General features: G+C 66.9%; 23 protein-coding genes. 17 read left to right on the top strand and 6 right to left on the bottom strand.

Translation table 11 applies throughout. The annotated features are described in order from the left end of the window. Positions 1 to 24: 24 nt before the first annotated feature. The 6 genes from ACWFRF_RS03940 to der are packed head-to-tail and all read left to right on the top strand — an operon-like array spanning position 25 to position 5,971. Positions 25 to 858: a ParA family protein gene (locus ACWFRF_RS03940; RefSeq protein WP_101463778.1), complete on the top strand. Its 834-nt coding sequence runs from the start codon at positions 25 to 27 to the stop codon at positions 856 to 858. Positions 859 to 875: 17 nt separating this feature from the next. Then, positions 876 to 1,739, top strand: coding sequence for a segregation and condensation protein A (locus tag ACWFRF_RS03935; RefSeq protein ID WP_378995169.1), 864 nt, complete (start codon positions 876 to 878; stop codon positions 1,737 to 1,739). Then, positions 1,736 to 2,392 carry an SMC-Scp complex subunit ScpB gene (gene scpB, locus ACWFRF_RS03930; protein WP_101463266.1) on the top strand — a complete coding sequence of 219 codons (657 nt, stop codon included), beginning with the start codon at positions 1,736 to 1,738 and terminating at the stop codon, positions 2,390 to 2,392. The genes ACWFRF_RS03935 and scpB overlap by 4 nt, the downstream gene beginning before the upstream one ends. An 8-nt stretch (positions 2,393 to 2,400) precedes the next feature. Further along, positions 2,401 to 3,816, top strand: a complete 1,416-nt coding sequence (locus ACWFRF_RS03925; protein WP_452448823.1) for a pseudouridine synthase — start codon at positions 2,401 to 2,403, stop codon at positions 3,814 to 3,816. 38 nt (positions 3,817 to 3,854) lie between these two features. Continuing rightward, the gene (cmk, locus tag ACWFRF_RS03920) at positions 3,855 to 4,559 is read left to right on the top strand and encodes a (d)CMP kinase (protein WP_378995183.1); all 705 of its coding nucleotides are present in this window, start codon (positions 3,855 to 3,857) and stop codon (positions 4,557 to 4,559) included. Further along, positions 4,556 to 5,971, top strand: a complete 1,416-nt coding sequence (gene der, locus ACWFRF_RS03915; protein ID WP_378995165.1) for a ribosome biogenesis GTPase Der — start codon at positions 4,556 to 4,558, stop codon at positions 5,969 to 5,971. The genes cmk and der overlap by 4 nt, the downstream gene beginning before the upstream one ends. Positions 5,972 to 6,024: 53 nt before the next feature. Here the strand turns inward: der and ACWFRF_RS03910 are convergent, their stop codons facing one another. Beyond that, on the bottom strand, positions 6,025 to 6,621 hold the full coding sequence (locus ACWFRF_RS03910; protein ID WP_452448822.1) for a TetR/AcrR family transcriptional regulator: 597 nt from the start codon (positions 6,619 to 6,621) through the stop codon (positions 6,025 to 6,027). Between the two features lie 90 nt (positions 6,622 to 6,711). Here ACWFRF_RS03910 and ACWFRF_RS03905 point away from each other — a divergent pair, with 90 nt between their 5' ends. Both ACWFRF_RS03905 and ACWFRF_RS03900 read left to right on the top strand, forming a co-directional pair. Beyond that, complete coding sequence (locus ACWFRF_RS03905; RefSeq protein WP_452448821.1) at positions 6,712 to 7,599, top strand: alpha/beta fold hydrolase; 888 nt, start codon at positions 6,712 to 6,714, stop codon at positions 7,597 to 7,599. Between the two features lie 178 nt (positions 7,600 to 7,777). Beyond that, on the top strand, positions 7,778 to 8,053 hold the full coding sequence (locus tag ACWFRF_RS03900; protein WP_378995159.1) for a YggT family protein: 276 nt from the start codon (positions 7,778 to 7,780) through the stop codon (positions 8,051 to 8,053). Positions 8,054 to 8,075: 22 nt separating this feature from the next. On the opposite strand, the gene ACWFRF_RS03895 is transcribed toward ACWFRF_RS03900, so the two are convergent. Further along, entirely contained in the window at positions 8,076 to 8,924 is an 849-nt protein-coding gene (locus tag ACWFRF_RS03895; RefSeq protein WP_452448820.1) for a helix-turn-helix transcriptional regulator, read from the bottom strand. 102 nt (positions 8,925 to 9,026) lie between these two features. Here ACWFRF_RS03895 and ACWFRF_RS03890 point away from each other — a divergent pair, with 102 nt between their 5' ends. The 4 genes from ACWFRF_RS03890 to ACWFRF_RS03875 all read left to right on the top strand — a co-directional run bounded on the left by ACWFRF_RS03890 (position 9,027) and on the right by ACWFRF_RS03875 (position 12,969). Beyond that, entirely contained in the window at positions 9,027 to 9,779 is a 753-nt protein-coding gene (locus ACWFRF_RS03890) for an SDR family oxidoreductase (RefSeq protein ID WP_452448819.1), read from the top strand. A 205-nt stretch (positions 9,780 to 9,984) separates the two neighbouring features. Further along, the gene (locus ACWFRF_RS03885) at positions 9,985 to 10,395 is read left to right on the top strand and encodes a DUF7144 family membrane protein (protein ID WP_452448818.1); all 411 of its coding nucleotides are present in this window, start codon (positions 9,985 to 9,987) and stop codon (positions 10,393 to 10,395) included. 402 nt (positions 10,396 to 10,797) lie between these two features. After that, positions 10,798 to 12,054, top strand: a complete 1,257-nt coding sequence (locus ACWFRF_RS03880) for an aspartate kinase (RefSeq protein WP_452448817.1) — start codon at positions 10,798 to 10,800, stop codon at positions 12,052 to 12,054. A 69-nt stretch (positions 12,055 to 12,123) separates the two neighbouring features. Further along, positions 12,124 to 12,969 carry an alpha/beta fold hydrolase gene (locus ACWFRF_RS03875; protein ID WP_452448816.1) on the top strand — a complete coding sequence of 282 codons (846 nt, stop codon included), beginning with the start codon at positions 12,124 to 12,126 and terminating at the stop codon, positions 12,967 to 12,969. A gap of 4 nt (positions 12,970 to 12,973) precedes the next feature. On the opposite strand, the gene ACWFRF_RS03870 is transcribed toward ACWFRF_RS03875, so the two are convergent. Both ACWFRF_RS03870 and ACWFRF_RS03865 read right to left on the bottom strand, forming a co-directional pair. Next, positions 12,974 to 13,696 carry a GNAT family N-acetyltransferase gene (locus ACWFRF_RS03870; protein WP_452448815.1) on the bottom strand — a complete coding sequence of 241 codons (723 nt, stop codon included), beginning with the start codon at positions 13,694 to 13,696 and terminating at the stop codon, positions 12,974 to 12,976. 199 nt (positions 13,697 to 13,895) lie between these two features. Then, positions 13,896 to 14,711, bottom strand: a complete 816-nt coding sequence (locus ACWFRF_RS03865; RefSeq protein ID WP_379315791.1) for an SAM-dependent methyltransferase — start codon at positions 14,709 to 14,711, stop codon at positions 13,896 to 13,898. 584 nt (positions 14,712 to 15,295) lie between these two features. On the opposite strand from ACWFRF_RS03865, the gene ACWFRF_RS03860 reads away from it, so the two are divergent. From ACWFRF_RS03860 to ACWFRF_RS03850, 3 genes are all read left to right on the top strand, one after another. Then, positions 15,296 to 15,586 (top strand): hypothetical protein, encoded by a 291-nt coding sequence (locus ACWFRF_RS03860; RefSeq protein WP_379315793.1) that lies wholly within the window; start codon positions 15,296 to 15,298, stop codon positions 15,584 to 15,586. A gap of 316 nt (positions 15,587 to 15,902) precedes the next feature. Then, positions 15,903 to 17,477, top strand: a complete 1,575-nt coding sequence (locus tag ACWFRF_RS03855; protein ID WP_452448814.1) for a sugar porter family MFS transporter — start codon at positions 15,903 to 15,905, stop codon at positions 17,475 to 17,477. A gap of 34 nt (positions 17,478 to 17,511) precedes the next feature. After that, positions 17,512 to 18,654, top strand: coding sequence for a N(5)-(carboxyethyl)ornithine synthase (locus ACWFRF_RS03850; protein ID WP_379313064.1), 1,143 nt, complete (start codon positions 17,512 to 17,514; stop codon positions 18,652 to 18,654). A gap of 25 nt (positions 18,655 to 18,679) precedes the next feature. On the opposite strand, the gene ACWFRF_RS03845 is transcribed toward ACWFRF_RS03850, so the two are convergent. Continuing rightward, the gene (locus tag ACWFRF_RS03845) at positions 18,680 to 19,609 is read right to left on the bottom strand and encodes a TetR family transcriptional regulator (RefSeq protein ID WP_452448813.1); all 930 of its coding nucleotides are present in this window, start codon (positions 19,607 to 19,609) and stop codon (positions 18,680 to 18,682) included. Positions 19,610 to 19,738: 129 nt separating this feature from the next. Between ACWFRF_RS03845 and ACWFRF_RS03840 the strand changes: the two genes are divergently transcribed. Next, positions 19,739 to 20,947 (top strand): acyl-CoA dehydrogenase family protein, encoded by a 1,209-nt coding sequence (locus tag ACWFRF_RS03840; protein WP_452448812.1) that lies wholly within the window; start codon positions 19,739 to 19,741, stop codon positions 20,945 to 20,947. Positions 20,948 to 20,958: 11 nt separating this feature from the next. Then, a complete protein-coding gene (locus ACWFRF_RS03835; RefSeq protein ID WP_452448811.1) occupies positions 20,959 to 21,963 on the top strand; it encodes a phosphotransferase family protein in 1,005 nt (334 codons plus the stop codon). Between the two features lie 37 nt (positions 21,964 to 22,000). On the opposite strand, the gene ACWFRF_RS03830 is transcribed toward ACWFRF_RS03835, so the two are convergent. Further along, positions 22,001 to 22,648: a TetR/AcrR family transcriptional regulator gene (locus ACWFRF_RS03830; protein WP_378995136.1), complete on the bottom strand. Its 648-nt coding sequence runs from the start codon at positions 22,646 to 22,648 to the stop codon at positions 22,001 to 22,003. Positions 22,649 to 22,717: the final 69 nt, after the last annotated feature.

The following is a 22,717-nucleotide window of genomic DNA, read 5'->3' as shown; positions in this document are numbered from 1 at the left end:
GAACAGGTCGCCGAGGCCGTCGAGATGGGCCCGACAGGGCGCCCGCTGCGACTGGTGCCCGATCCACCCCAGGTCCAGCGACATGGCGACGCACTCGTCGTCGCCATGTGCAACCAGAAGGGCGGGGTCGGAAAGACCACCTCGACCATCAATCTCGGTGCGGCACTGGCCGAGTACGGTCGCCGGGTGCTGCTCGTAGATCTCGACCCCCAGGGTGCGCTCTCGGCCGGGCTGGGGGTGGCGCACCACGACCTCGAACTCACCGTGCACGACCTGCTGATCGGCGGCAAGGCCAAGGTCGACGACGTGCTGCAGACCACCAAGGTCGACGGCATGGACCTGTTACCCAGCAACATCGACCTCTCCGCCGCCGAGATCCAGCTGGTGAACGAGGTCGGCCGCGAACAGTCGCTCGGCCGCGCCCTGCACAGCGTGCGTGATCGCTACGACTACATCCTCATCGACTGCCAGCCCTCGCTCGGTCTGCTCACGGTCAACGCGCTGGCCTGCTCCGACGGCGTGATCATTCCGATGGAATGCGAGTACTTCTCGCTGCGCGGGCTCGCATTGCTCAACGACACCGTCGAGAAGGTGCGCGACCGTCTGAATCCGCGACTGAGCCTCTACGGCATCGTGGTCACCATGTTCGATGCGCGCCTGCTGCATTCGCGTCAGGTGATGTCGCGGGTGGTCGAGGTGTTCGGTGACCTGGTCTACGACACCGCCATCTCACGCACCGTGCGCTTCCCCGACGCCAGCGTCGCCGGGGAGCCGATCACCACCTGGTCGCCGAAATCGGGCGGCGCCGAGTCGTATCGAGCGATGGCCCGTGAAGTCATCCACCGGTCTGGCCGGTGATCGGAGCTACACCTGCGGTGCAAGCAGTACCCGAAGACGCGGTGCCGGCCGCGGACAAATCCGGTTTTCATCTGCGGCTCACCAATTTCGAGGGGCCGTTCGATCTGCTGCTGACGTTGATCAGCTCGCGCAAACTCGATGTCACCGAAGTCGCGCTGCACCAGGTCACCGACGAATTCATCGCCTACACCAAGGCCCTGACCGCCGAGCTGGCCGAGAACACCAAGCTGCGCGCGGACAAGATTCTCGATCAGACCACCGAATTCCTCGTCGTCGCCGCCACTTTGCTCGACCTCAAGGCCGCCCGGCTGCTGCCCTCGGGTGAGATGACCGACGCCGACGATCTCGAACTCCTCGATGCGCGCGACCTGCTGTTCGCGCGATTGCTGCAATATCGCGCGTTCAAGCAGGTGGCCGAACTGCTCGCCGAGCTGGAAGCCGCGGCCCTGCGCCGGTATCCGCGCTCGGTGGCGCTCGAGGAACAGTTCGAAGGACTGCTGCCCGAGGTCACCCTCGGGGTGGATATCGCCGCGTTCGCCGAGATCGCGGCGGCGGCCTTCCGGCCACGTCCGGTCGCCGAGGTCGGGCTCGGGCATCTGCACATGCACACCATCTCGGTCGCCGAGCAGGCCGAGCTGGTGCTGGCCCTGTTGAAGGAACGCGGGCCGGGCGGCTGGACCACCTTCGCCGAATTGGTGGTCGACTGCACAGTCCCGGTGGAAATCGTGGCGCGGTTCCTGGCGTTGCTGGAGCTGTACCGCGGTAAGACCATCGCCTTCGACCAACCCGATCCGCTCGGGCCGTTGGCTGTCAGCTGGCTCGGCGAGCTCGACCCTGACGCGGAAGCAGCGGCATTGACCTTCGAGGAGGATTACGGATGACAGAGGCAGTGGCGGAATTCACCTCCGAGCCACTCGACGACCTCGAATTGCGGTCGGCACTGGAGGCGATGCTGCTCGTCGTCGACGCCCCGGCACCCACAGAACAGCTGGCAGCGGCCTTGGACGACACCAGCGAGCGGGTCGAAACCGTCCTGCGCGCGATGTCGGCGGAACTGAGCGCGCGCGGCAGCGGCATCGACCTGCGTTTCGTCGGTGACGGATGGCGCTTCTATACTCGACAGGAGTACGCGCCCTATGTCGAGCGGGTACTGCTCGACGGGGCCCGGACGAAACTGACCCGGGCCGCCTTGGAAACCTTGGCGGTAGTGGCCTATCGCCAGCCGGTGACCCGCATGCGGGTCAGCGCGGTCCGAGGGGTGAACGTCGACGGAGTGATGCGCACGCTGTTGGCCAGAGGCTTGATCGCGGAAGCGGGTCAGGACCCCGAAACCAACGGCACGCTGTACCGCACCACCGAGTTGTTCCTCGAACGGATCGGGCTCGCCTCTCTCGGCGACCTGCCACTGCTGGCGCCGCTGCTTCCCGGCGTCGATCTGATCGACGAGATCAGCGAGAGCCTGGAAACCGATCCCCGGTTCACCAGGCTGAAAAAACCCGCCGAGTCCGACATGGACCTCGGCACCGACGATTGACAGGACAGATGAATAATTCCGCTCGCCGAGATGGCACACCGGATCGAAGAAATCGCAGCGACCAGCCCCGCAGTGGCGCGAATCGAACCGCGGGCAACCGCGGCGACAGTGCGCGCACCGGGCAGGGTGGCTCCCGCGCAGCGGCTCCGGGCCGGCGCGGCACCGGCGCGGGTGGCTTCCAGCGCGGCAATCAGACAGCAGCCCGGTCCGCAGGCAGTTTCCAGCGTGACGCCGAGTCCGGCGGTCGTCGTGGATCCACCGGCGGTGGGTACCAGCGTGATGACCGTCGTGGCGCGTCCACCGGTGGTGACCGTCGCGGCAGTTCGACCGGTGGCTTCCAGCGTGACGATCGACGCGGTGCCCCGGCCGGTCGCGGCGCGTCCGCTGGTGGTTACCAGCGTGACGACCGTCGAGGTGGCCCCGCGGGCGCAGGTCAGCGTGATGACCGTCGCAGCACCGGTGCCTCCAGCGGTGGCGGCTACCCGCGTGGTGACGCCGACCGCGGACAGCGTGGAGGCACAGCTGGTCAGCGCAGCGGCGCTTCGGCCGGCACTCAAGCCTTCGCGGCTCGCAAGAAGACCACGAAGCCGCAGAAGAAGGTCGTCGCTCCGACGATCCTGAACAACGCCAAGCCCGCGCGGCACCAGCACGCCGACGTCACCGAGGGGCCCAAGAAGCTTCCCTGGGGCGAAGGCGAACGGTTGCAGAAGGTTCTCGCCAAGGCGGGTGTGGCCTCGCGTCGCGCCGCCGAGGAGATGATCGCGGCCGGTCGCGTCGAGGTCGACGGCAAGATCGTGCGTGAGCAGGGTCTGCGCATCGACGCCGAGAACGCGGTCGTGCGTGTCGACGGCACCCGTGTCGTGGTCCGCGACGAGCTGGTGCACCTGGTGCTGAACAAGCCGAGGGGCTGGCAGTCCACCATGTCCGACGACCTGGGGCGCCCCTGCGTCGGCGATATCATCGCCGAGCGGATCGCCGCTGGTCAGCGACTGTTCCACGTCGGCCGTCTCGATGCCGACACCGAGGGCCTGCTGCTGGTCACCAATGACGGCGAGATGGCGCATCGACTGATGCACCCCTCGTTCGAAGTTCCCAAGACCTACTTGGCCACCGTCGACGGCGAGGTGAACTACCGCCTGGTCGGCAAGCGCTTGCGCGAAGGCGTCGAGCTCGAGGACGGACCCGCCAAGGTCGACAAGTTCATGGTGCTCGAGGCCTACCAGGGCCGGTCGCTGGTGAAGCTCGTGCTGCACGAGGGCCGCAAGCACATCGTGCGTAGGCTGCTCGACGAGGTCGGCCACCCGGTGATCCGGCTGGTGCGCACCCACCTCGGCCCAGTGGCACTGGGCGACCAGCGTCCCGGCACGCTGCGGGTGCTCGGCCGCGACGAGATCGGCAAACTCTACGAGGCGGTGCAGCTGTGAACGGTGTGGACTTTCCCCTGGAATTCACCGGCGACCGGATGACCGGTGACGCGACGCTCGTCGTCGCGATGGACGGTCCTTCCGGCACCGGTAAGTCCAGCGTGTCGCGTCGGCTCGCCGCGCGCCTCGGCGCCCGCTACCTCGACACCGGTGCCATGTACCGGGTCGCGACCCTGCGCGTGCTGCGTGCGGGTGTCGAGCTGACCGATTCGGCTGCGATCGCGGAAACCGTTGCGGCACTGCCGCTTTCGATCGGTACCGACCCCAGCCACGAGGTGATCGAACTCGACGGTGAGGACGTCTCGGCGGAGATCCGCGGCGACGCCGTCACCAAGGCCGTCTCCGCTGTTTCCGCGGTGGCGCAGGTGCGCGAGCAGCTCGTCGCCCTGCAACGCGAGATCACGGCGATGGCCGGACGCATCGTGGTCGAAGGCCGCGATATCGGCACCGTCGTGCTCACCGGCGCCGACGCCAAGATCTATCTCACCGCCTCCGCGGAGGCACGCGCCGAGCGGCGCAACGCACAGAACATCCGCGAGGGCCGCGGCGACGATTACGCGGCCGTGCTGGCCGACGTGCAGCGCCGCGACACCCTCGACTCCACCCGCACAGTGTCGCCGTTGCGCCCCGCCGCCGACGCGGTGCTCGTCGACACCAGCGACCTGACGATGGCACAGACCATCGAGGAGCTGTATCGCGTGGTGGCTCAGCAGCTTTCGGCCACGACAGGAGGTCCGCGATGATCGAAGAGATTCTCGTAGGCGACGGAACCTGGACCGACGAGTCCGAATGGGAAGTCCTCGACATCGACGGGGACGGCGAAGGCGAACAGCACGTCGCCATGCCCACGCTGGCCGTGGTCGGACGCCCGAACGTGGGCAAGTCGACCCTGGTCAACCGCATTCTCGGCCGCCGCGAAGCAGTGGTCGAAGATGTTCCCGGTGTCACCCGTGACCGCATTTCGTACGAGGCCAACTGGGCGGGGCGCCGCTTCATGGTGCAGGACACCGGCGGTTGGGAACCCGACGCCAAGGGTCTGCAGCAGCACGTCGCGCGCCAGGCCGAGGTGGCCATGGAAACCGCCGACGCCATCCTGCTCGTCGTCGACGCCACCGTCGGAGCTACCACGACCGACGAGGCCGCGGTGCGCAAGCTGCGCCGCTCCAAGATCCCGGTGATCCTGGTGGCCAACAAGGTCGACGATCAGAAGGTCGAAATCGAGGCGGCCTCGCTGTGGTCGCTGGGTCTGGGCGAACCGCGCATGGTCTCGGCCGCGCACGGCCGTGGCACCGGTGACCTGCTCGACGACGTGCTCGGCGCGCTGCCCGAGACCCCGCGCGAAGGTACCGCCGTCGCGGGACCGCGTCGCGTGGCACTGGTCGGCAAGCCGAACGTCGGCAAGTCCAGCCTGCTCAACAAACTGGCAGGCGACGAGCGTTCGGTGGTCCACGATGTCGCGGGCACCACCGTCGACCCGGTCGACTCGCTGGTCGAGCTGGGCGGCAAGACGTGGAAGTTCGTCGACACCGCCGGTCTGCGCCGCAAGGTCTCCAACGCCACCGGCACCGAGTTCTACGCCTCGCTGCGGACGAAGTCGGCGCTGGAAGCCTCCGAGGTCGCGATCATGCTGATCGACGCCTCGGTGCCGATCACCGAACAGGATCTGCGCGTGATCAGCCTGGTCGCCGAGTCCGGTCGCGCGCTGGTGCTGGCGTTCAACAAGTGGGACCTGGTCGACGAGGACCGCCGCTACATGCTCGAGCGTGAGATCGATCGCGATCTGGTGCGCGTGCCGTGGGCGCAGCGGGTCAACATCTCGGCTCACACCGGCCGCGCCGTGGCGAAGCTGGTCCCGCAGATGGAGACCGCGCTCGAGTCCTGGGACAAGCGCATCTCCACCGGCCGCCTCAACACCTGGCTCAAGGAAGTCATCGCGGCCACCCCGCCGCCGATGCGTGGCGGTCGTCAGCCCCGCGTCATGTTCGCCACCCAGGCGAGCACCCGCCCGCCGACGTTCGTGCTGTTCACCACCGGGTTCCTCGAGGCAGGCTACCGCCGCTTCCTGGAGCGCCGCCTGCGTGAGGAGTTCGGTTTCGACGGTTCGCCGGTGCGCATTTCGGTGCGTGTGCGCGAGAAGAAGGAACGTAAGAAGTAGTTCGAGTGCCAGACGAGTGAGCCCCGGCGAATATCGCCGGGGCTCTTCGTTTTTCAGGCGTCGAGTACGCGGTCGAGCAGATGGTCGACCAAGTGTGTCGCGCGCGCGGCATAGTGGTCGTCGGTGAGCATTCCTTGCGTCAGCCCGCCGACGGCGAGCAGGATCACCTCGGCATCGGCGATGAGCGTCTTCTCGTCGGCGTCAGGACCGCGCAGCTGCCGTAGTTGTCCCGCGACCGCGTCGATGATGTAGTTCGGGGCGCCCGCGGTATCGGCGGATTCGACGTCGGGGCCGGTGAGTGTCGCGGCGTGGAAGATGCCGAGAATGACGGCGTCGCGCCGACTTGCCTCGTCGAGGGGCAGGACCGAGATCAGGATCGTGCGCACGACATCGCGGGGACCGGCGTCCGGCCCGAGAGCCGCGAATCCCTGTGCCATCCGGGCGCCGGAATCCTCGACGACAGCACGGTGCGTGGCGAGCAGGAACTCCCGTTTGGTGCCGAAGTAGTACTGCACCGACCGCACCGAGACCCCGGCTTCGGCGGCCACGGACTGGAAGGTCGCGGCTTCCAGTCCGCCCCGGGCGATGACCCGTCGAGCAGCGCCGGTGATCGATCTGCGCCGTTCTTCGTGGTCGGCCAAACGTGGCATCGCTCCTCCTACTGTCCTGGCGGATTTTCATGGTACGCCCATACCATCTATGTGGTACGGTGATATCACCAACGAGAAACAGGGGTGGTCATGGCCAAGATCGGGCGATTCAAGAACGACAAGGCGCGCGAGGAGTACCTGCGGACCTATCGGGAACTGGAAAAGCAGTGGACGGTGCCGTCGACCCTGCTCGAGGTCTCCACTTCTTTCGGTTCCACTCGTGTCCGTAAATCTGGTGCGGGAGAGGGTGTCCCGATCGTGCTCATGCACTCACTCGGCGCCAACAGCCTGTCCTGGAACCACGTCATCGAGGATTTCGCTCGTGACCGCGTCGTCTACATGCCCGAAATGATCGGCGCTCCCGGCCTGAGCGTGCAGACCGCACCGATCGACGAAAACGGCTTCGGTACCTGGTTCGGCGAGGTTCTCGACGGGCTCGGCGTCGACCAGGTCCACCTGGTCGGTTACTCGCAGGGCGGCTGGCAGGCGATGGCGATCGCCACCACTACGCAGCGCCGCCTGGCGAGCCTGACCGTGCTCGAACCGGGCGGCACGCTGACGAAGATCAAGTGGAGCCTGCTGTGGACGATGATCCGGGTCGGTGCCCGGCCCACGGACAAGAACCTGCGTGCGATGAACGCGCGGCTCAACCCCGGCGTCACCTTGAACGACGCGGAATTCGACGGGGTGAAGGCAGCGCTGGGATACGCACCCTCGATCGGCTACCCGAAGATGTTCACCGACGAGCGGCTGGCCACGATCACCATGCCGACGCTGGTACTGCTCGGGTCGGAGTCGTTGGTGGTCGACTCGCAACTTGCCGAACAACGCCTGCGCGACAACGTGCCCACCTGTGAAGTCGAGATCTTCCGCGGGGCCGGGCACGGCTTGTTCCACGAGATCCCGAAGCCGGTGACTGCCCGCATTCTCGACTTCACCAGTCGCTACGAGCCTACGGACGCCCGCCACGGAGAGTAGGCGTCGCCGCTCGCTATTACCGCTCGGACGCCACCACGCCGCGCCCGCGATCACCACGAAGAACGTGGCCGCGGGCCTGATAATCGACTGAGAACAACCGGGTGGTGGACACCTTGGCAATGTCGGGCACGTTGAGAGCGGTAAGAGGTCCTCTGAGGCCTCCGCGAGGGAGTGCGTCATGAGTCTTGTGGGAACCCTGGTCGGCTACGCGCTGACAGTCTTTCTGGTGCTGCTGATCGCCCGCATGGTGGTGGACTGGATCGATGCGCTGGGCAACGGTCCCCAGTGGGCCCGCAAAGCCAGGGAGGTGACCCACGCCGCGACCGAACCGGTGATCGCCCCGGTACGCAAGGTGCTCAAGCCGATCCGGATCGGTGACTTCTCCCTGGACCTGGCCTTCACCGCCGTATTCATCGCCGTCCTGATCCTGCGAGCGATCGCCTTCAGCCTGTAGTCGAGGTGGCGCTGCCGAGGGGTCAGCGCGCCGGCGAGCTCGCGGGCGCGGCGTCGACGGGCAGGCCCGCGAGCAGGGCCAGTGACTGCGCGGAATCAGAACCCGGCTCGGCGTGGTAGACGACAAGTGTCTGGCCCGGCGTCCCGTTGACCGTGAAGGTTTCGTAGGACAAGCCGAGCTCACCGACCAGTGGATGGACGAAACGTTTCTCGCCGGCGGTTTTCGCGCGGACATCGTGTTTGGCCCAGAGGCGGCGGAATTCTTCGCTCTTCAACGACAGTTCGCCCACCAGCTCGGTCAGACGTGGGTCGTCGAGATCGGTGCCCGCGCCGACCCGCAGACCGGCCACGGTCTCCGCGGCGATTCTCGGCCAATCCGGAAAAACGTTGCGGGCCTCGGGGTCGAGGAACACCATCCTGACCTGATTGACACCCGGCGCCGAACACGAGTTCAGCGCGATGGCCGACGGCGTCGCGGCCAGAACATCCATGTACCGGCCGAGTACCAGCGCCGGGGTGTCCGACCAGGTGCGCATCAGGCGCAGCAGGCTCGGCGTGACCCGTTCCGGTCGCCGCGGTGCACGACTGCGTCGCGGTGCCGGGCGCGCCAATTCCCGTAGGTGCGCGATGCCGTCGTCGTCGAGCGAGAACACCCGGGCCAACGCCGCCACGATCTGATCGGACGGGTGCTTGTCTCGGCCCTGTTCGAGCCGGATGTAGTAATCGGCGCTCATCCCGGCCAACATGGCCACTTCCTCGCGCCGGAGTCCGGTCACGCGGCGCTGACCGCCACCGGCCATCCCGAACTCTTCGGGGGCCACCTGCTGGCGCCGGGCCCGCAGGAACGCACCGAGACGGTTGTCGGTATCCATGTTTTCGAGGGTATGCCGACCTCGCGGCGGCTGGGTGGCCCTCGCACTACCAGGAAGTTTGCGACCTGGCACGCGGCGAGGACCGAGACGAACGTTGTGGCCATGACACACAACAACATCGAAGGCCGAGTCGCTGTCGTCACCGGAGCATCCAGCGGTATCGGGGCCGCCACCGCGCGACGGCTGGCGGCTGACGGTATGAACGTCGCGCTGCTCGGGCGGCGTAAGGATCGGCTGGAAGAACTCGCGAGCACGCTCGGCGCGAACACCCTCGCGGTGGCTGTCGACGTGAGCGTGCGGCAGTCGGTCCTGGATGCCGCAGCGCAGGTGCGTGCCGCGTTCGGCTCTGTGGATCTGGTCGTCGCGAACGCGGGCATCATGCTCGGCGCGCCGTTCGAGCAGGCCGAGATCGACGAATGGGATCAGATGGTGGGGACGAATATCAACGGGTTGCTCTACACCGGAAGAGCCTTCATCGATGACCTAATCGCCGCCGCGGGCGCGGGTCACCGCGCCGACCTGGTGTTCGTCGGTTCTATCGGCGGCCACGCCGCGTTTGCGAACTATGGCGTCTACTGCGCCACCAAGGCCGCGGTAGCGCACCTGACCCGCACTCTGCGCACCGAACTCGGTCCACGAGGTGTTCGGGTCAAGAACATCGAACCCGGGTTCGTCGGCACCGAACTCGGTGCCGGAATGCGCGACGACACCCGTCGCGCCGAGCTCGCCGGATGGCGGGAGGGACTGGAAATCCTGCTCCCCGAGGACATCGCCGACGCGATCGTCTTCGCCGTCTCGGCACCGCGCCGGGTAAACGTCGCCGAACTCATCGTCGTACCCACCGAACAGGGATGATCGAGGGCTGCCGCCGAAGCCCTTCGGCGGCAGCAGCGCGCTCTGCCGAGGCACAGCAGCGCACCGCCATCTCGAAAACCAGTCGAAGAACACGGGTGACCGACCGCGCATCGCGTGTGGCGATCCGGTTCATCCGTTTCGGGTGAGGCCCTCGCGGCTGCCATCGGGAAACGTTGGTCGTCGGTCTTCTACGGAAGGATTCATGATGGCTCACTTATCGGAAACCGAGCATCCGGTCCAGCAGGGTTTCGCCGCAGGCACTTCCATCGGCGCCGCGATCCTGCTCCTGGTCGTCGCCGTGTTGTCCGTTCTGCAGGGCATCGCCGCGGTGGCCAAGGACGACCTGTTCGTCGTCGGCATCGACTACGTCTATGAATTCGACACCACGACATGGGGCTGGATCCACATCATCGGCGGGATCGTACTCGCGGTGAGCGCGGTGGGGCTGATGGGCGGCGCGACCTGGGCGCGGATTGTCGCCGTCGTCATCGCGTCACTGTCGATCATCGCGAATTTCCTGTGGCTGCCCTACTATCCGGCGTGGTCGATCCTGATCATCGTGCTCGATGTGGTGGTCATCTGGGCCGTCACGACTTGGAATCCGCGCACGATCTGATCCGCAGCCCGGGATTGCTGCTCCGAGGATGGCCAACGGTCCGCCACCCCGAGGGCGACCCGAATACGCCAGAAACCTGGAAATGCCCGGTGGCAGCGGTCCGCCGCCGCTGCCACCGGGCGGCGGACCAGTCGGGTACCGAACAGCACCGCGGCTCACACCACGTACGTGATCGTCGCCGCCACCGCGGTGATCCAGTTGTCGTAGAGCGAGACGAGCAGCGCGTCCTTTTCGCCGGCCGCCATGACGGTCCCGGTGCTCACGTGATCGAGGGCTGCCGCCGAAACCATTCGGCGGCAGTCATTTTCGTTGCCGAATTGGTACGGCCGTGCCCGGATTGCCTGGATACTCGAAGGGGTCACCCGTGGATCGCGTGCGGGGGAGCAGGGGAGAGGACTCGGGATGGCCCTGGTTGTGCAGAAATTCGGCGGTTCGTCGGTAGCCACCGCGGAGCGGATCCGGCGGGTCGCCGAGCGGATCGTGGAGACGAAGAAGCAGGGGCACGATGTGGTGGTGGTCTGCTCGGCAATGGGCGATACCACCGATGAGCTCCTCGAATTGGCGGGCCAGATCGCCTCCGCGCCGGAACCACGCGAGTTGGACATGTTGCTCACCGCCGGTGAGAGGATCTCGAATGCCTTGGTGGCCATGGCGATTCATGCACTCGGCGCGGAAGCACGATCGTTGACGGGCTCGCAGGCCGGCGTGATCACCACCGGCGCCCACGGCCGCGCCAAGATCATCGAAGTCGACCCGGGCCGGGTGCGCCGCGCACTCGACGACGGCGAGGTGGTGCTCGTGGCCGGGTTCCAAGGTGTGAGCCAGGACAGCGACGATGTCACCACGCTGGGCCGTGGCGGCTCCGACACCACCGCGGTCGCACTGGCCGCGGCGTTGAAAGCCGATGTCTGCGAGATCTACACCGACGTCGACGGAGTCTTCACCGCCGACCCGCGCATCGTGGCCGACGCTCAGAAACTCGACCAGATCTCCTACGAGGAGATGCTGGAAATGGCCGCCTGCGGGTCGAAGGTCCTCATGCTGCGCTGCGTCGAATACGCGCGCCGCTACCAGGTGCCGGTGCATGTGCGCTCGTCCTACACCGACGCGATCGGCACCACCGTCTTCGGCTCGATGGCCGACATCCCCGCCGACCAGGCCGTACTCACCGGCGTCGCGCACGACCGCAACGAGGCCAAGGTGACCGTTGTCGGCCTGCCCGACGAGCCCGGCTATGCGGCCGAGGTGTTCCGCGCGGTCGCCGACGCCGAGATCGGCATCGACATGGTCGTGCAGAACACCGGAACCGGCCGCACCGACATCACCTTCACCCTGCCCGCCGCCGACGGCGCGCGGGCGGTCGCCTTGCTGCGCGACCGCCGTGCCGAGATCGGCTTCGCCGATGTTCGCTACGACGATCGCGTCGGCAAGGTCTCGTTGATCGGCGCGGGCATGCGCAACAATCCGGGCGTCACCGCGAACTTCTGTGAGGCGCTGGCCGCGGCGAACATCAACCTCGACCTGATCGCCACCTCGGAGATCCGTATCTCGGTGCTCGTCCGCGACACCGACCTCGACGAAGCCGTGCGCATCCTGCACCGGGCCTTCGACCTCGGTGGTGCGGAAGTCGCCGTCGTGCACGGGGGAACAGGACGGTGAGCGCTGTTGACGCCAGGTACGGGCCACGAGTAATTTACCGATAAGTAAGTTACTGGATCGGAGGGTTCGTTGAGCACCCAGTTGACCACTTTCACCAGGGCTGGACTCGAGTTCGACGTCGTCGACTCCGGACCGCCCGACGGCCCCGTCGTCGTTGCGCTGCACGGCTTCCCGCAGACCGCGACCTCGTTGCAGCCGCTCACCGCGTTGCTCAACGCGCGCGGTTACCGCACCATCGCCCCGAACCAGCGCGGGTACTCACCCGGTGCTCGGCCGTCCGGCCGCCTCGCCTACCGCGTGCCCGAACTCGTCGACGACGTGGTCGCGTTGATCGAGGACATCGACCGCGGTCCGGTGCATCTGGTCGGGCACGACTGGGGCGCGATGGTCGCCTGGTCGGTGGCCGCGGCCCGCCCCGAACTCGTCCGCACGCTGGTGACCGTGTCGGTGCCGCATCCCGGCGCCTTCGCCCGCTCGATGATCAGCAGCGATCAGCTCCTTCGCTCGTCCTATATGGCGCTGTTCCAGCTGCCGGTGCTCCCGGAGCGCCTGATTCGCGCGCGGCCCGGCGTCTTCGACCAGATCCTGGCCAAATCGGGCATGTCCGCCGACGCGATCGAACGGGTGCACACCGAGATCATCGACACCGGAGCTCTCACCACCGCGTTGAACTGGTATCGCGCATTGGCGCTGATCACACCGCGCGCGGTGACGGCACGCGTCACCGTGCCGGTGACGCACGTGTGGAGCACCGGCGACGCGGCGCTGACCCGCCGTGGTGCCGAGCTGACCCGCGGATTCGTCACCGGTGACTATCGCCTTGCCGTGCTCGACGGCTCGCACTGGCTGCCCGAGGAATGCCCGGACGAACTCGCCGACCTGATCGTCGACCGCATCGAGTCGCTGCCGGGCTGAGACCTCAACCGATCGGCGAAGAAGCCAACGGCCGCAACGCCGCCGCGGTCGCCGGGATCAATGGCGCGCCCCGCAGGGCGGCGCGGGCGGCCAGTTGTTCGATGATCCGTCCGCGCACCCCCTGCCATTCGTCGTGCAGGATCGAATAGAACGCGGTGTCGCGCACCGCGCCGTCGAGCCCGCGCGAATGTGCCCGGCGCACACCGTCACTCACCGCGCCGAGGCGTTCGATCGCCGCCCGGGAGCGCAGGTTGCGGGCGTCGGCGCGCAGGGTCACCCGCCGCACGCCCCAGCTGTCGAAGGCGTGGGTGAGCAGCAGCAGCTTGGAGTCGAGATTCACCTGACCGCCCCGCACCGCGGGGGTGAGCCAGGTATTGCCGATCTCGACGGCATCGGGGATCGCCCCGCCGGGCACCGAGGTGACCGGTTCGGCGGACAACGGCCAGGTCAGTGGTCCCTGCCAGTAGTCGAGCCGGGTGAATCGAGTCGCCCCGACCACACACTCGTCGGCGACGGTGACGATCGCGAAGGCCAGCGCTGTGCCTGCCAGCTGCGCCGCTTCGGCCTGGAAGACATAGGTGCGCGCCTCCTGGTCACCGTGCGGGACGACGGTGAACCCGGCCGGTCCGTCGAGCGCCGCGGCCGCGGCGCGCAGTCCGGGAACGTGGTGAGGTGCGAGCGGCTCCAGCCGTGCGATGCGGCCGTGGAGGATAACGGGTGCGGGCATGGTGACCGGCGTCCCTTCGTCTGAGAGGGTCGCCGACAGCGCGAGGCGTGGATCTCACGCGGCACGCGATTTCGGCGAAGCGACACGAACGATCCAGCAGCATCGAAAAACTAGATCAAGATAGCCGACGTGACGCGTTCCCTCGTTCGAACCCACGCAGAAGTCGCGGCCGGAAAGTTTCGAGCCTCGGCGATCGGTCCTACCGCTTCTCGGCGATCGCCGAGACGATCAGTTCCTCCCAGACCGACAGGTCCCGATCGGGTGCGCCGATGTGTGCGGAATCCTCGTTCACCTGATGCCAGCGGGCCGCGGCGACCACGCCGGGGTCCTGCACGCGGAGATCACCGAACAGCGCGGTGATCTCCGCGTCGGTGCGCCACCGGCCGCGCCCGAAGGTCGACTGCAGCTTGGACTCGGCCTCGATGGTCTCGGCGTTGTCGCCGGAGCGGAAGTGGGAGATGAACACGCGCGAGCCGACGGGAATCTGTTCCGCCCAGTACGCGACCACCGACTGCGGGTCCTCCTCGTCGTTGAGGTGGTGCAGGATCGCGCTGAAGATGAGCCCGACCGGCTTGTCGAAGTCGATCAGCCGGGCGACCTCGGGATCGGCCCTGATCGCCGCGGAATCGCGGACGTCGGCGTGGATCACGGTGGTGTGGTCGTTGGTCGCCAGCAGTGCGCGACCATGGGCGAGCACGATCGGGTCGTTGTCGATGTAGACCACGCGGGTGTCGGGGTCGATCGACTGGGCGACCTGGTGCACGTTGTCGGCGGTGGGCAGCCCGCTGCCGAAGTCGAGGAACTGGGTCAGCCCGGCCTCGGCCATGGCCCGCACCGCACGGGTGAGGGCTCGGCGGTTGGTGGACGCGATGTCGACCGAGCCGGGCAGGTTCACCTTGAAGTGGTCACCGACGGCGCGGTCGACCTCGTAGTTGTCCTTGCCGCCGAGTAGATAGTCGTAGACCCGGGCGATGCTCGGCTTGGACTGGTCGATCACATGCGCGTTGTCGCTCATCCTCGACGACCCCTCGTACGGTGCTGCGGTGTGGGACGTGGCCCATGGTAGGAGAACTTCCGCGTCTCGGCACGGTTTCTGTGCGGCGTCGACACCGAAGTTGTTCGGGGCGTGGTGGTTTCGGGTGGAGGAGGGCGTTCGCTGAGCGGTTTCCGTCACGGTGCCGTGTCGGTGGCTCGTGGAGGTACCAACTGGATCGCGGGGGCGGAAGTGTGTGTTTTCCCACGTCAGGGCCGTAACGGTTCGATAAATGACAGTAGTGTCGGCTTGTTGAACGGATGCCCAGTTGTGTGGGGTTTTCGCCAGTTCCGGCCCGTATTCCGACGAAATGTAACGCACGTTATCGGATCGTGTCGCACAGGAGTTCGATGTGATGCAGATCACACCATCTTTTCTCCGCTCGACCTGGCTGGCAAGCTTGTAATTGCTGAACGTTAACCGTTTGTGATCATGGACCGGGTCGACATGGATCCGGGGTCGCGAATTACCCGCACTTCCGCTGCGGCGTGACGGTCATCGAAAGATCCGGTACGGATCACTTATCGGCCGTGTCGGGGCGGCTGTCCGGAAGGGGACTTGTTGTCATGAGCAGCATCTACTTCGAATCGAACAGCAATCTGTCAGTTACCGAGCGACGCCGCCGCGTCGCCGCGACCTCCGCCATGGAATCGCCCATCGCGCCGCTGGCGATGCCGGGGCTGATCCTCGGGCTGATCCTGCTCGGCCTCGGTGTGGTCGGCCTGCTGCGACTGAGTGACTGGGTAGGCAATTACGGGTCCGTCCTGGTTGTGCTGGCCTACTTCCTCTATATGGCCGCGGCCGCGAGCCTGATGCTCTGGGGTGCGGCCACCGTCCGGTCGCTGCATCGTCGATAGCCGAGTGTCGACGAGATTCGTGACAACCCGGCAAAAGCGGCATCTGGTGATTGCGGTTTGACGGATGGATGGTGTCGGACAGCTACGCGAGACTTTCTCCGATCCGGGCAAACGGTGAGCATTTCGGTCGGCGGCGATTCCGATAAGAGTGTGTTGATCGGGGAATGTATCCCACGCAGGGGGTGGGATACATTCCCCGATCGCCCTTACCTCTGATTTGTGGACGCAATATCCGTGGATTTCGAGCTATCGCGAACCCTTCCGCGCTCGATTAAGGTGCAGGAATCGACCTACTCCATCCGGCGGAGGTGTGGACATGCCCGATTCCCCTCGTGGATCCACCGATAAGGAGCCGGAGCGGCGCGGCGCCGTCTTGAACTCCACCGTTCCTGTGGCGCAGGTTTCCGGCGCACGCCTGATCGGGCCGGATACCGATACCTCGGTCCGGGTACCGCACGCCGTCCAGGACGGACCGGAGACGGTGATGGTGTCCCCTGCCACCGAATCAGCGGTCGAGACGCCACCCGATTCGCCGGAGCGGGCGGCGATGCGGGCCAGGATCAAGAAGTTCGTGCTCACTGTCGTCGTCATCGCCGCGCTCGGCGGCGCGCTGTTCGGCTACGACACCGGCGTCATCTCCGGCGTGCTCGTCTACCTCACGCCTGATTTCGCACTGAGCCAGACCCAGGTCGGCGTCATCACGAGTTCGCTGCTCATCGGCGCCGCGATCGGCTCGATCACCGGCGGCTGGATGGCCGACCGCTGGGGCAGGCGGATGACGCTGCTGTTCGCGGGCGCCCTGTTCTTCCTCGGCGCGCTCGCCCAGGCGCTGGCGCCCGATGCCACGGTCATGATCATCACCCGCCTTGTCCTCGGCGTCGCTGTCGGTACCGCCTCGCTGGTGGTCCCCATGTACGTCTCCGAGATCTCCCCGCCGACCTATCGCGGGCGCCTGGTGTCGATGAACTCGCTGATGATCGCCAGCGGGCAGCTGCTCGCCTACATCGTCAACGCGCTGCTCGCCCCGACCGGGAACTGGCGGCTCATGCTCGCGATGGCGGCGATTCCGGCGGCGGCGCTCGTGATCGGCATGTATTTCATGCCGGATTCACCACGGTGGTATCTGAAACAGGGTCGTACCGCCGATGCGAAGAAAGTGCTCGAACGGTCTTATTACCCGGAGAATGTCGAGCCGACGATCGCCGAGATCAAACAGTCCGAGGCTGCCGATGCGGCGGTCAAGGACAGTTTGAGCGACCAGTTGCGGAAACCGAAGGTGCGTGCGCTGTTCTACACCGGAATCGGATTGGCGTTGATTCAGCAATTCGTCGGCGTCAATACCGTCATCTACTACGCACCGTCCACTCTCGCTCAGGCGGGGATGGGTGACAATGCGGCGATCACCTCGTCGATCGGCATCGGTGTCGGCGCGGTGATCGGCGTGATGCTCGGCATGAGCCTGGTCGACAAGATCGGCAGGCGCCCACCGATGTTCCTCGGCCTGGCGATCATGGTCGTCGCGTTGGTCGGTATGGGTCTGATGGAACGTCTCACGCAGAGCACTGCCACCGGCTATGTGTTGGTGACATTGATGATCGTGTACGTCTGTGCCTTCCAGCTCGGCGTCGGGGTGCCCACCTGGTTGCTGATCTCGGAGATCTTCCCCGCCCCGATCCGCGCCACCGCGATGAGTATCTGCACCTTCCTCATCTGGATGGGCAATTTCACTGTCTCCCTGGTGTTCCCGCCGCTGGGCGAACTCTGGGGGGCGTCGACGATGTTCTTCCTCTTCGCGGTCGTTTCCGCGCTGTCGCTGGTGTTCTGCTATCGCCGGGTGCCCGAGACCATGGGCGAGTCCCTCGACGACATCACCAGCAAGGCGGAGAGCTGAGGGCCTGCGGGTAGGCTGACCAGGTGAAGCAACTGTGAAACACCTGACGGTCGGCGTCGTCGCGACCTCTCGCAAGGAAAACGAACACCGGCTGGCAATCCACCCGGCCCACCTCGACCGCATCGATTCCGAACTGCGCGGTCAGATCTACCTCGAACACGGTTACGGTAACCGATTCGGTTACCCCGACGACGTCCTCGCCCCACTCGTAGCGGGCCATCGCACTCGCGACGAGCTCTTCGCCGAGTGCGATGTGCTGCTGCTGGCCAAGCCGCTGGCCGAAGACCTCGCGCAGATGCGCCCCGGCACGACCGTGTGGGGCTGGCCGCACTGTGTGCAGGACGCGAGCATGACCCAGCTGGCCGTGGACCGCGACCTGACGCTGATCGCCTGGGAAGCGATGAACCACTGGACGAAGTCGGGTGCTTTCAGCGTCCACGTGTTCCACAAGAACAACGAACTGGCCGGTTACTGCTCGGTCATGCACGCCCTCCAATTGCGTGGCGTGAGCGGAGATTACGGTCGCCGGATGCGTGCGGCGGTCATCAGCTTCGGCGCCACCGCGCGTGGTGCGGTGCGGGCGCTGTCGGCACTGGGGATCAGCGATGTGACGGTGCTGACCCAGCGCAGTGTGTCGGCGGTGGCCTCGCCGTTCGCCTCGGTGCGGATGCAGCATTTCAAGCGTGATCCGGGACTGCCCGGCCGGACACTCGCGCTGAAGGCACCCGAGCCGGGGCCACTGGCGGAGATGCTGGCCAACTACGACGTGGTCGTGAACTGCATGTTCCAGGACACCGAGGACCCGTTGACGTTCATCATGAACGATGACCTCGAACTCTTCTCGCGCGGAACGCTTTTCGTCGACGTTTCGTGCGACGAGGGGATGGGCTTCGAGTTCTCGCGCCCGACCTCGTTCGCCGATCCGATGTTCACCGTCGGTGACGATCTGCACTACTACGGTGTCGACCACAGCCCCTCGTTTCTCTGGGACTCGGCGACGTGGGAGAACTCCGAAGCTCTGCTCGAGTATCTGCCCGTCGTGCTCGGCGGCCCCCAAGCGTGGGATGGCAGCGAAACGATTCGCCGGGCGATCGAGATTCGCGACGGTCGGGTACAGAACCCCCGGATCCTGTCGTTCCAGGGGCGCTCCGACGTGTACCCGTACGCGGTGAACTGATTTCCGGCATGGTCCCGCGGTTCCGCTATCGGTGTCGGCCGTCCACGCCGAGCAGGCCGAGGGCGAAGTCCGCGTAGGCGGCGGCGATCTGTTCGGGAGAGGACGGGCCGTCGAGCCGGAACCACTGGGGCAGTGCGGTACACATCGTCGCGATGGCACGTCCCGCGTGGCGGGCCTGGGCGGTCGATCGGTTCGCCTCGGTCAGCGCGGCGTCGATGTCGGCATCGAGAAGGTATTGGATCTCGTTGCGGGAGGCGGTGATCCGATCGCGATCGGCGGAGTTCAGGCTGCGCATCTCGCTGGCACCGATGAAGGCGAGTTCGCGGTGGTGCGTGTGGAACAGGGCGAGCGCTTCGACGACACGGCTCACTCGTTCGCGGCCGTTCGTGCCGTCGAGGCGTGCCGCGCGCACCCGCCGGTGCAATTCGTCCATGGTCAGGTCGAGTGCGCGGACCAGCAGGTCTTGTTTGTCGCGGTAGTGGTGGTAGACACCGGGCACGCTCATGCCCGCCCGCGCGGCGATCGAGCGCATCGTGGCGCCGTGATACCCGGTCTCGACGAAGGAATCGATGGCGGCGGCGAGCACCGGGTCGAGATCCAGGGGCGGGAACTCACGCCAGGAGTCCGGTGCGCCGGAGTCGGGCGATCCGGTTTCGCCGGGGGCGGGGCTCCCGGCGAGGTGGGTGGGGCGCGAATCGGTCGCGCGCGGTTCGGGGGGAGCAGCGCCGGTGGTGCGCCGGTCGCCGATCAGCCAGGCCACCGTCGTGCCCAGTTCGGCGGCGAGGGATCGCAGGCGCGGAACCGACGCGCCGGTCTTGCCTGTCTCGATGGCGCTCAGCGTGGCCGCGCTGACCCCGATTCGCTGCGCGGTCGCCCGTAGTGACAACCCCGCCGCGGTCCTCGCCTGACGCACCCGCGCTCCCACCACCTGCTGTTCGGCTGCCGTCGAATCCATGATGTTCAGAATAGCTGAACATGTATCTTGGCCCTACCAGGCTTGTTGACAGCATGAATACGCGCGTGCGACTGTCGTAACAGATATTTGCCGAGCGATCGTTCGGCAACCGAGCCGAGGAGCGGACCCGTGCCGATCGACCTGTCCTATCCGTCCGAGGTGCAGCGGCTGGCCGACCGCACCCGCACCTTCGTCCGCGACCATGTGCTCCCGGTCGAAGACGCGCACGACGGCGACATCACCGCGGCCGGTGGCGAGAAGCTGCGCCTCGAACTCCAGCAGGCCGCCCGTGACGCCGGTGTCTTCGCCCCGCACGCGCCCCTCGAATACGGTGGCCACGGTCTGGACATGTCGAACCGTGCCCCGGTGTTCGAGGAGGCGGGCTACTCGCTGTTCGGCCCGACGGCCCTCAATATCGCCGCCCCCGACGAGGGCAATGTGCACATGCTCGCCCATATCGCCGACCCGGAGCAGAAACAGCAGTTCCTCGCCCCGCTCGCTCGCGGCGAGGTGCGCTCGGCCTTCGCCATGACCGAACCGGCGCCGGGTGCGGGCTCGGACCCCTCCGCACTGAGCACCCGCGCCGTCCGTGCCGACGGCGGTTGGCGCATCACCGGCCACAAATGGTTCATCACCGGCGCCGACGGGGCGGGGTTCTTCATCATCATGGCCCGCACTTCGGGCGAGCCGGGCCGGCGCGGCGGCGCCACGATGTTCCTGGCACCCGCCGACAGCCCGGGCATTCGGGTCGGCCGCCATCTGGACACCCTCGACAAGTCGATGATCGGTGGCCACTGCGAGGTCTTCTTCGACGACCTTCTCGTCCCGGAGTCCGCGGTACTGGGCGAAGTCGACCGAGGCTTCGAATACGCCCAGGTGCGGCTCGGCCCCGCCCGCATGACCCATGTGATGCGCTGGCTCGGCGCCGCGCGTCGCGGTCATGACGTCGCGGTCGCGCACGTGGCGCACCGCGAGGGCTTCGGTTCGCGCCTCGGCGACCTCGGCATGGTCCAGAAGATGATCGCCGACAACGAGATCGACATCGCCGCCACCCGCGCACTGCTGACCCGTGCCTGCTGGGAACTCGACCGTGGCGAGCCCGCCGCGAATGCCACCTCGATCGCGAAAACCTATGCCGCCGAGGCGATCTTCCGCATCGTCGACCGGAGTATGCAGATGTGTGGCGGGCTCGGCGTCTCCGCCGATCTGCCGCTGGCGCGACTCTCGCGCGAGGTGCGCCCGTTCCGGATCTACGACGGTCCCTCCGAGGTGCATCGCTGGGCCATCGCCAAACGCGCGGTGAGCGCCGCCAAGCGGACGAAGCGGGACTCCGAATGACACTGCCGGGCATGGACATCGCCGCACTGGAACAGTTCCTGCGCGCCAACGGCGTCGAGGTGGAAGGCGAGCTGCGCGTCGAACTGATCAGTGGGGGCCGGTCGAATCTGACCTTCGCCGCCGCCGATGACGTCTCGCGCTGGGTGGTGCGCCGCCCGCCGGTCGCCGGGCTCACCCCGTCCGCGCACGATATGGCCCGCGAGTACACCGTCACCAGCGCGTTGCAGACATCGGCTGTGCCCGTGGCGAGAACGATCGCCTTCGACGCGACCGGATCCGCGCTGGGCGCGCCGATGACCGTCGTCGAGTTCGTCGACGGGACGGTGTTTCGCGACCAGGACGACCTGGCCGCGCTCACCGATGAACAGGTGGATTCGAGTGTGCGCGCGCTGGTCCGCGTCCTCGCCGATCTGCACGCGGTGGACCCGGGTGCTGTCGGTCTCGAATCATTCGGCAGGCCGACCGGTTTCGTGGCCCGGCAGGTCAAGCTCTGGGCATCCCAGTGGGAGCGGGTCAAAACCCGCGAGCTCGCGGATGTGGCAGCCCTGCATGCCGCACTGGCCGCCGCGATCCCGCCGGAGACATCGGCCTCGATCGTGCACGGGGACTTCCGCATCGACAATACGATCCTCGACAGCGCCGATCCGGAAAAGGTCCGTGCCGTGGTCGATTGGGAGCTGTCCACCCTCGGTGACCCGCTCACCGATGTCGCCCTGATGTGCGTCTACCGGTCGCCGATCTTCGACGTGATCCTCGGGACCCGTGCGGCGTGGACCAGCCCGCGCCTGCCGAGCGCCGACACTCTCGCCCAGGCCTACGCCACCGCGTCCGGGCGCGAGCTCGACAACTGGGGCTTCTACCTCGCGCTGGCCAACTTCAAACTCGGCATCATCGGCGAGGGCATCACCCATCGCGCCCATCAGGGTTCCGACACCGGTTCCGCCGCCGACCGGGCCGCCGAGGCCACCCCGGAGTTCATGGCGGCCGGCTTGCGCGCGCTGAAAGGATCCGCGTAGCACCGCCGCGCCGAACGTTGCCCGGCGGGCGCGCGAATCATCCGATGATCTCCGGGGGCAGGAACATCGCGCCGAGTTGCGCAGCGATCGCGCTGGTGTGATCGACGATGCGCTCGGCGTCCACGTCGAGCACACCGGAACGCCACGCAGACAGTAGTTCGATGAAGCCGCCGATGCCGGCCAATGTGCTCATCCGCATGGCGGTTTCGTCGACGTCGGGGCGCAGATAGGGCCACGCGGCGGCGATGAGCAGATCGGTCGCGTCGGTGAGCATGGTCTTGCGGCGCTGTTCGAGCACGGCGCTGCCCGCGTGATCGGCCAGCAGAATCCGGGCGCGACCGCGCAGATCGGTCTGCAATCCGACGGCGCAGGCGATGGCCGCGCGAGTGATCTCGAGGGGGGTCCGGTCGGCGTTCTCGGCGACGACGCTCGCCAGTTCGGCGAACACCCCGGCGCACACCTCGTCCCAGACCTCGGCCAGTAGTTCGTCGCGGTCGGCGAAGTGCTCGTAGAAGTAGCGATCGTTGAGCGAGGCCCGCTGGCAGACACCGCGCATGGTCACCGCGGCCCAGCCGTGGTCGAGCCAGATATCGAGGGCGGCCTCGACCAGGCCGATCCGCCGCTGCGCCCTGCGCTCCTCGGCGGTCCGCCCGCCCCAGGTCCGTGCCGGTGCGCGCACATCCATGGTTGACAAAGTACTCCTCCGCGCGCCTAATTGGTGTCAGGTGCGGCCAATGGTGGCAGATGCCACCAA

The organism is Nocardia sp. NPDC055165, assembly GCF_053606985.1.
The sequence above is the reverse complement of the archived record's forward strand: the minus strand, read 5'-3'. Positions and strand labels throughout refer to the sequence as shown.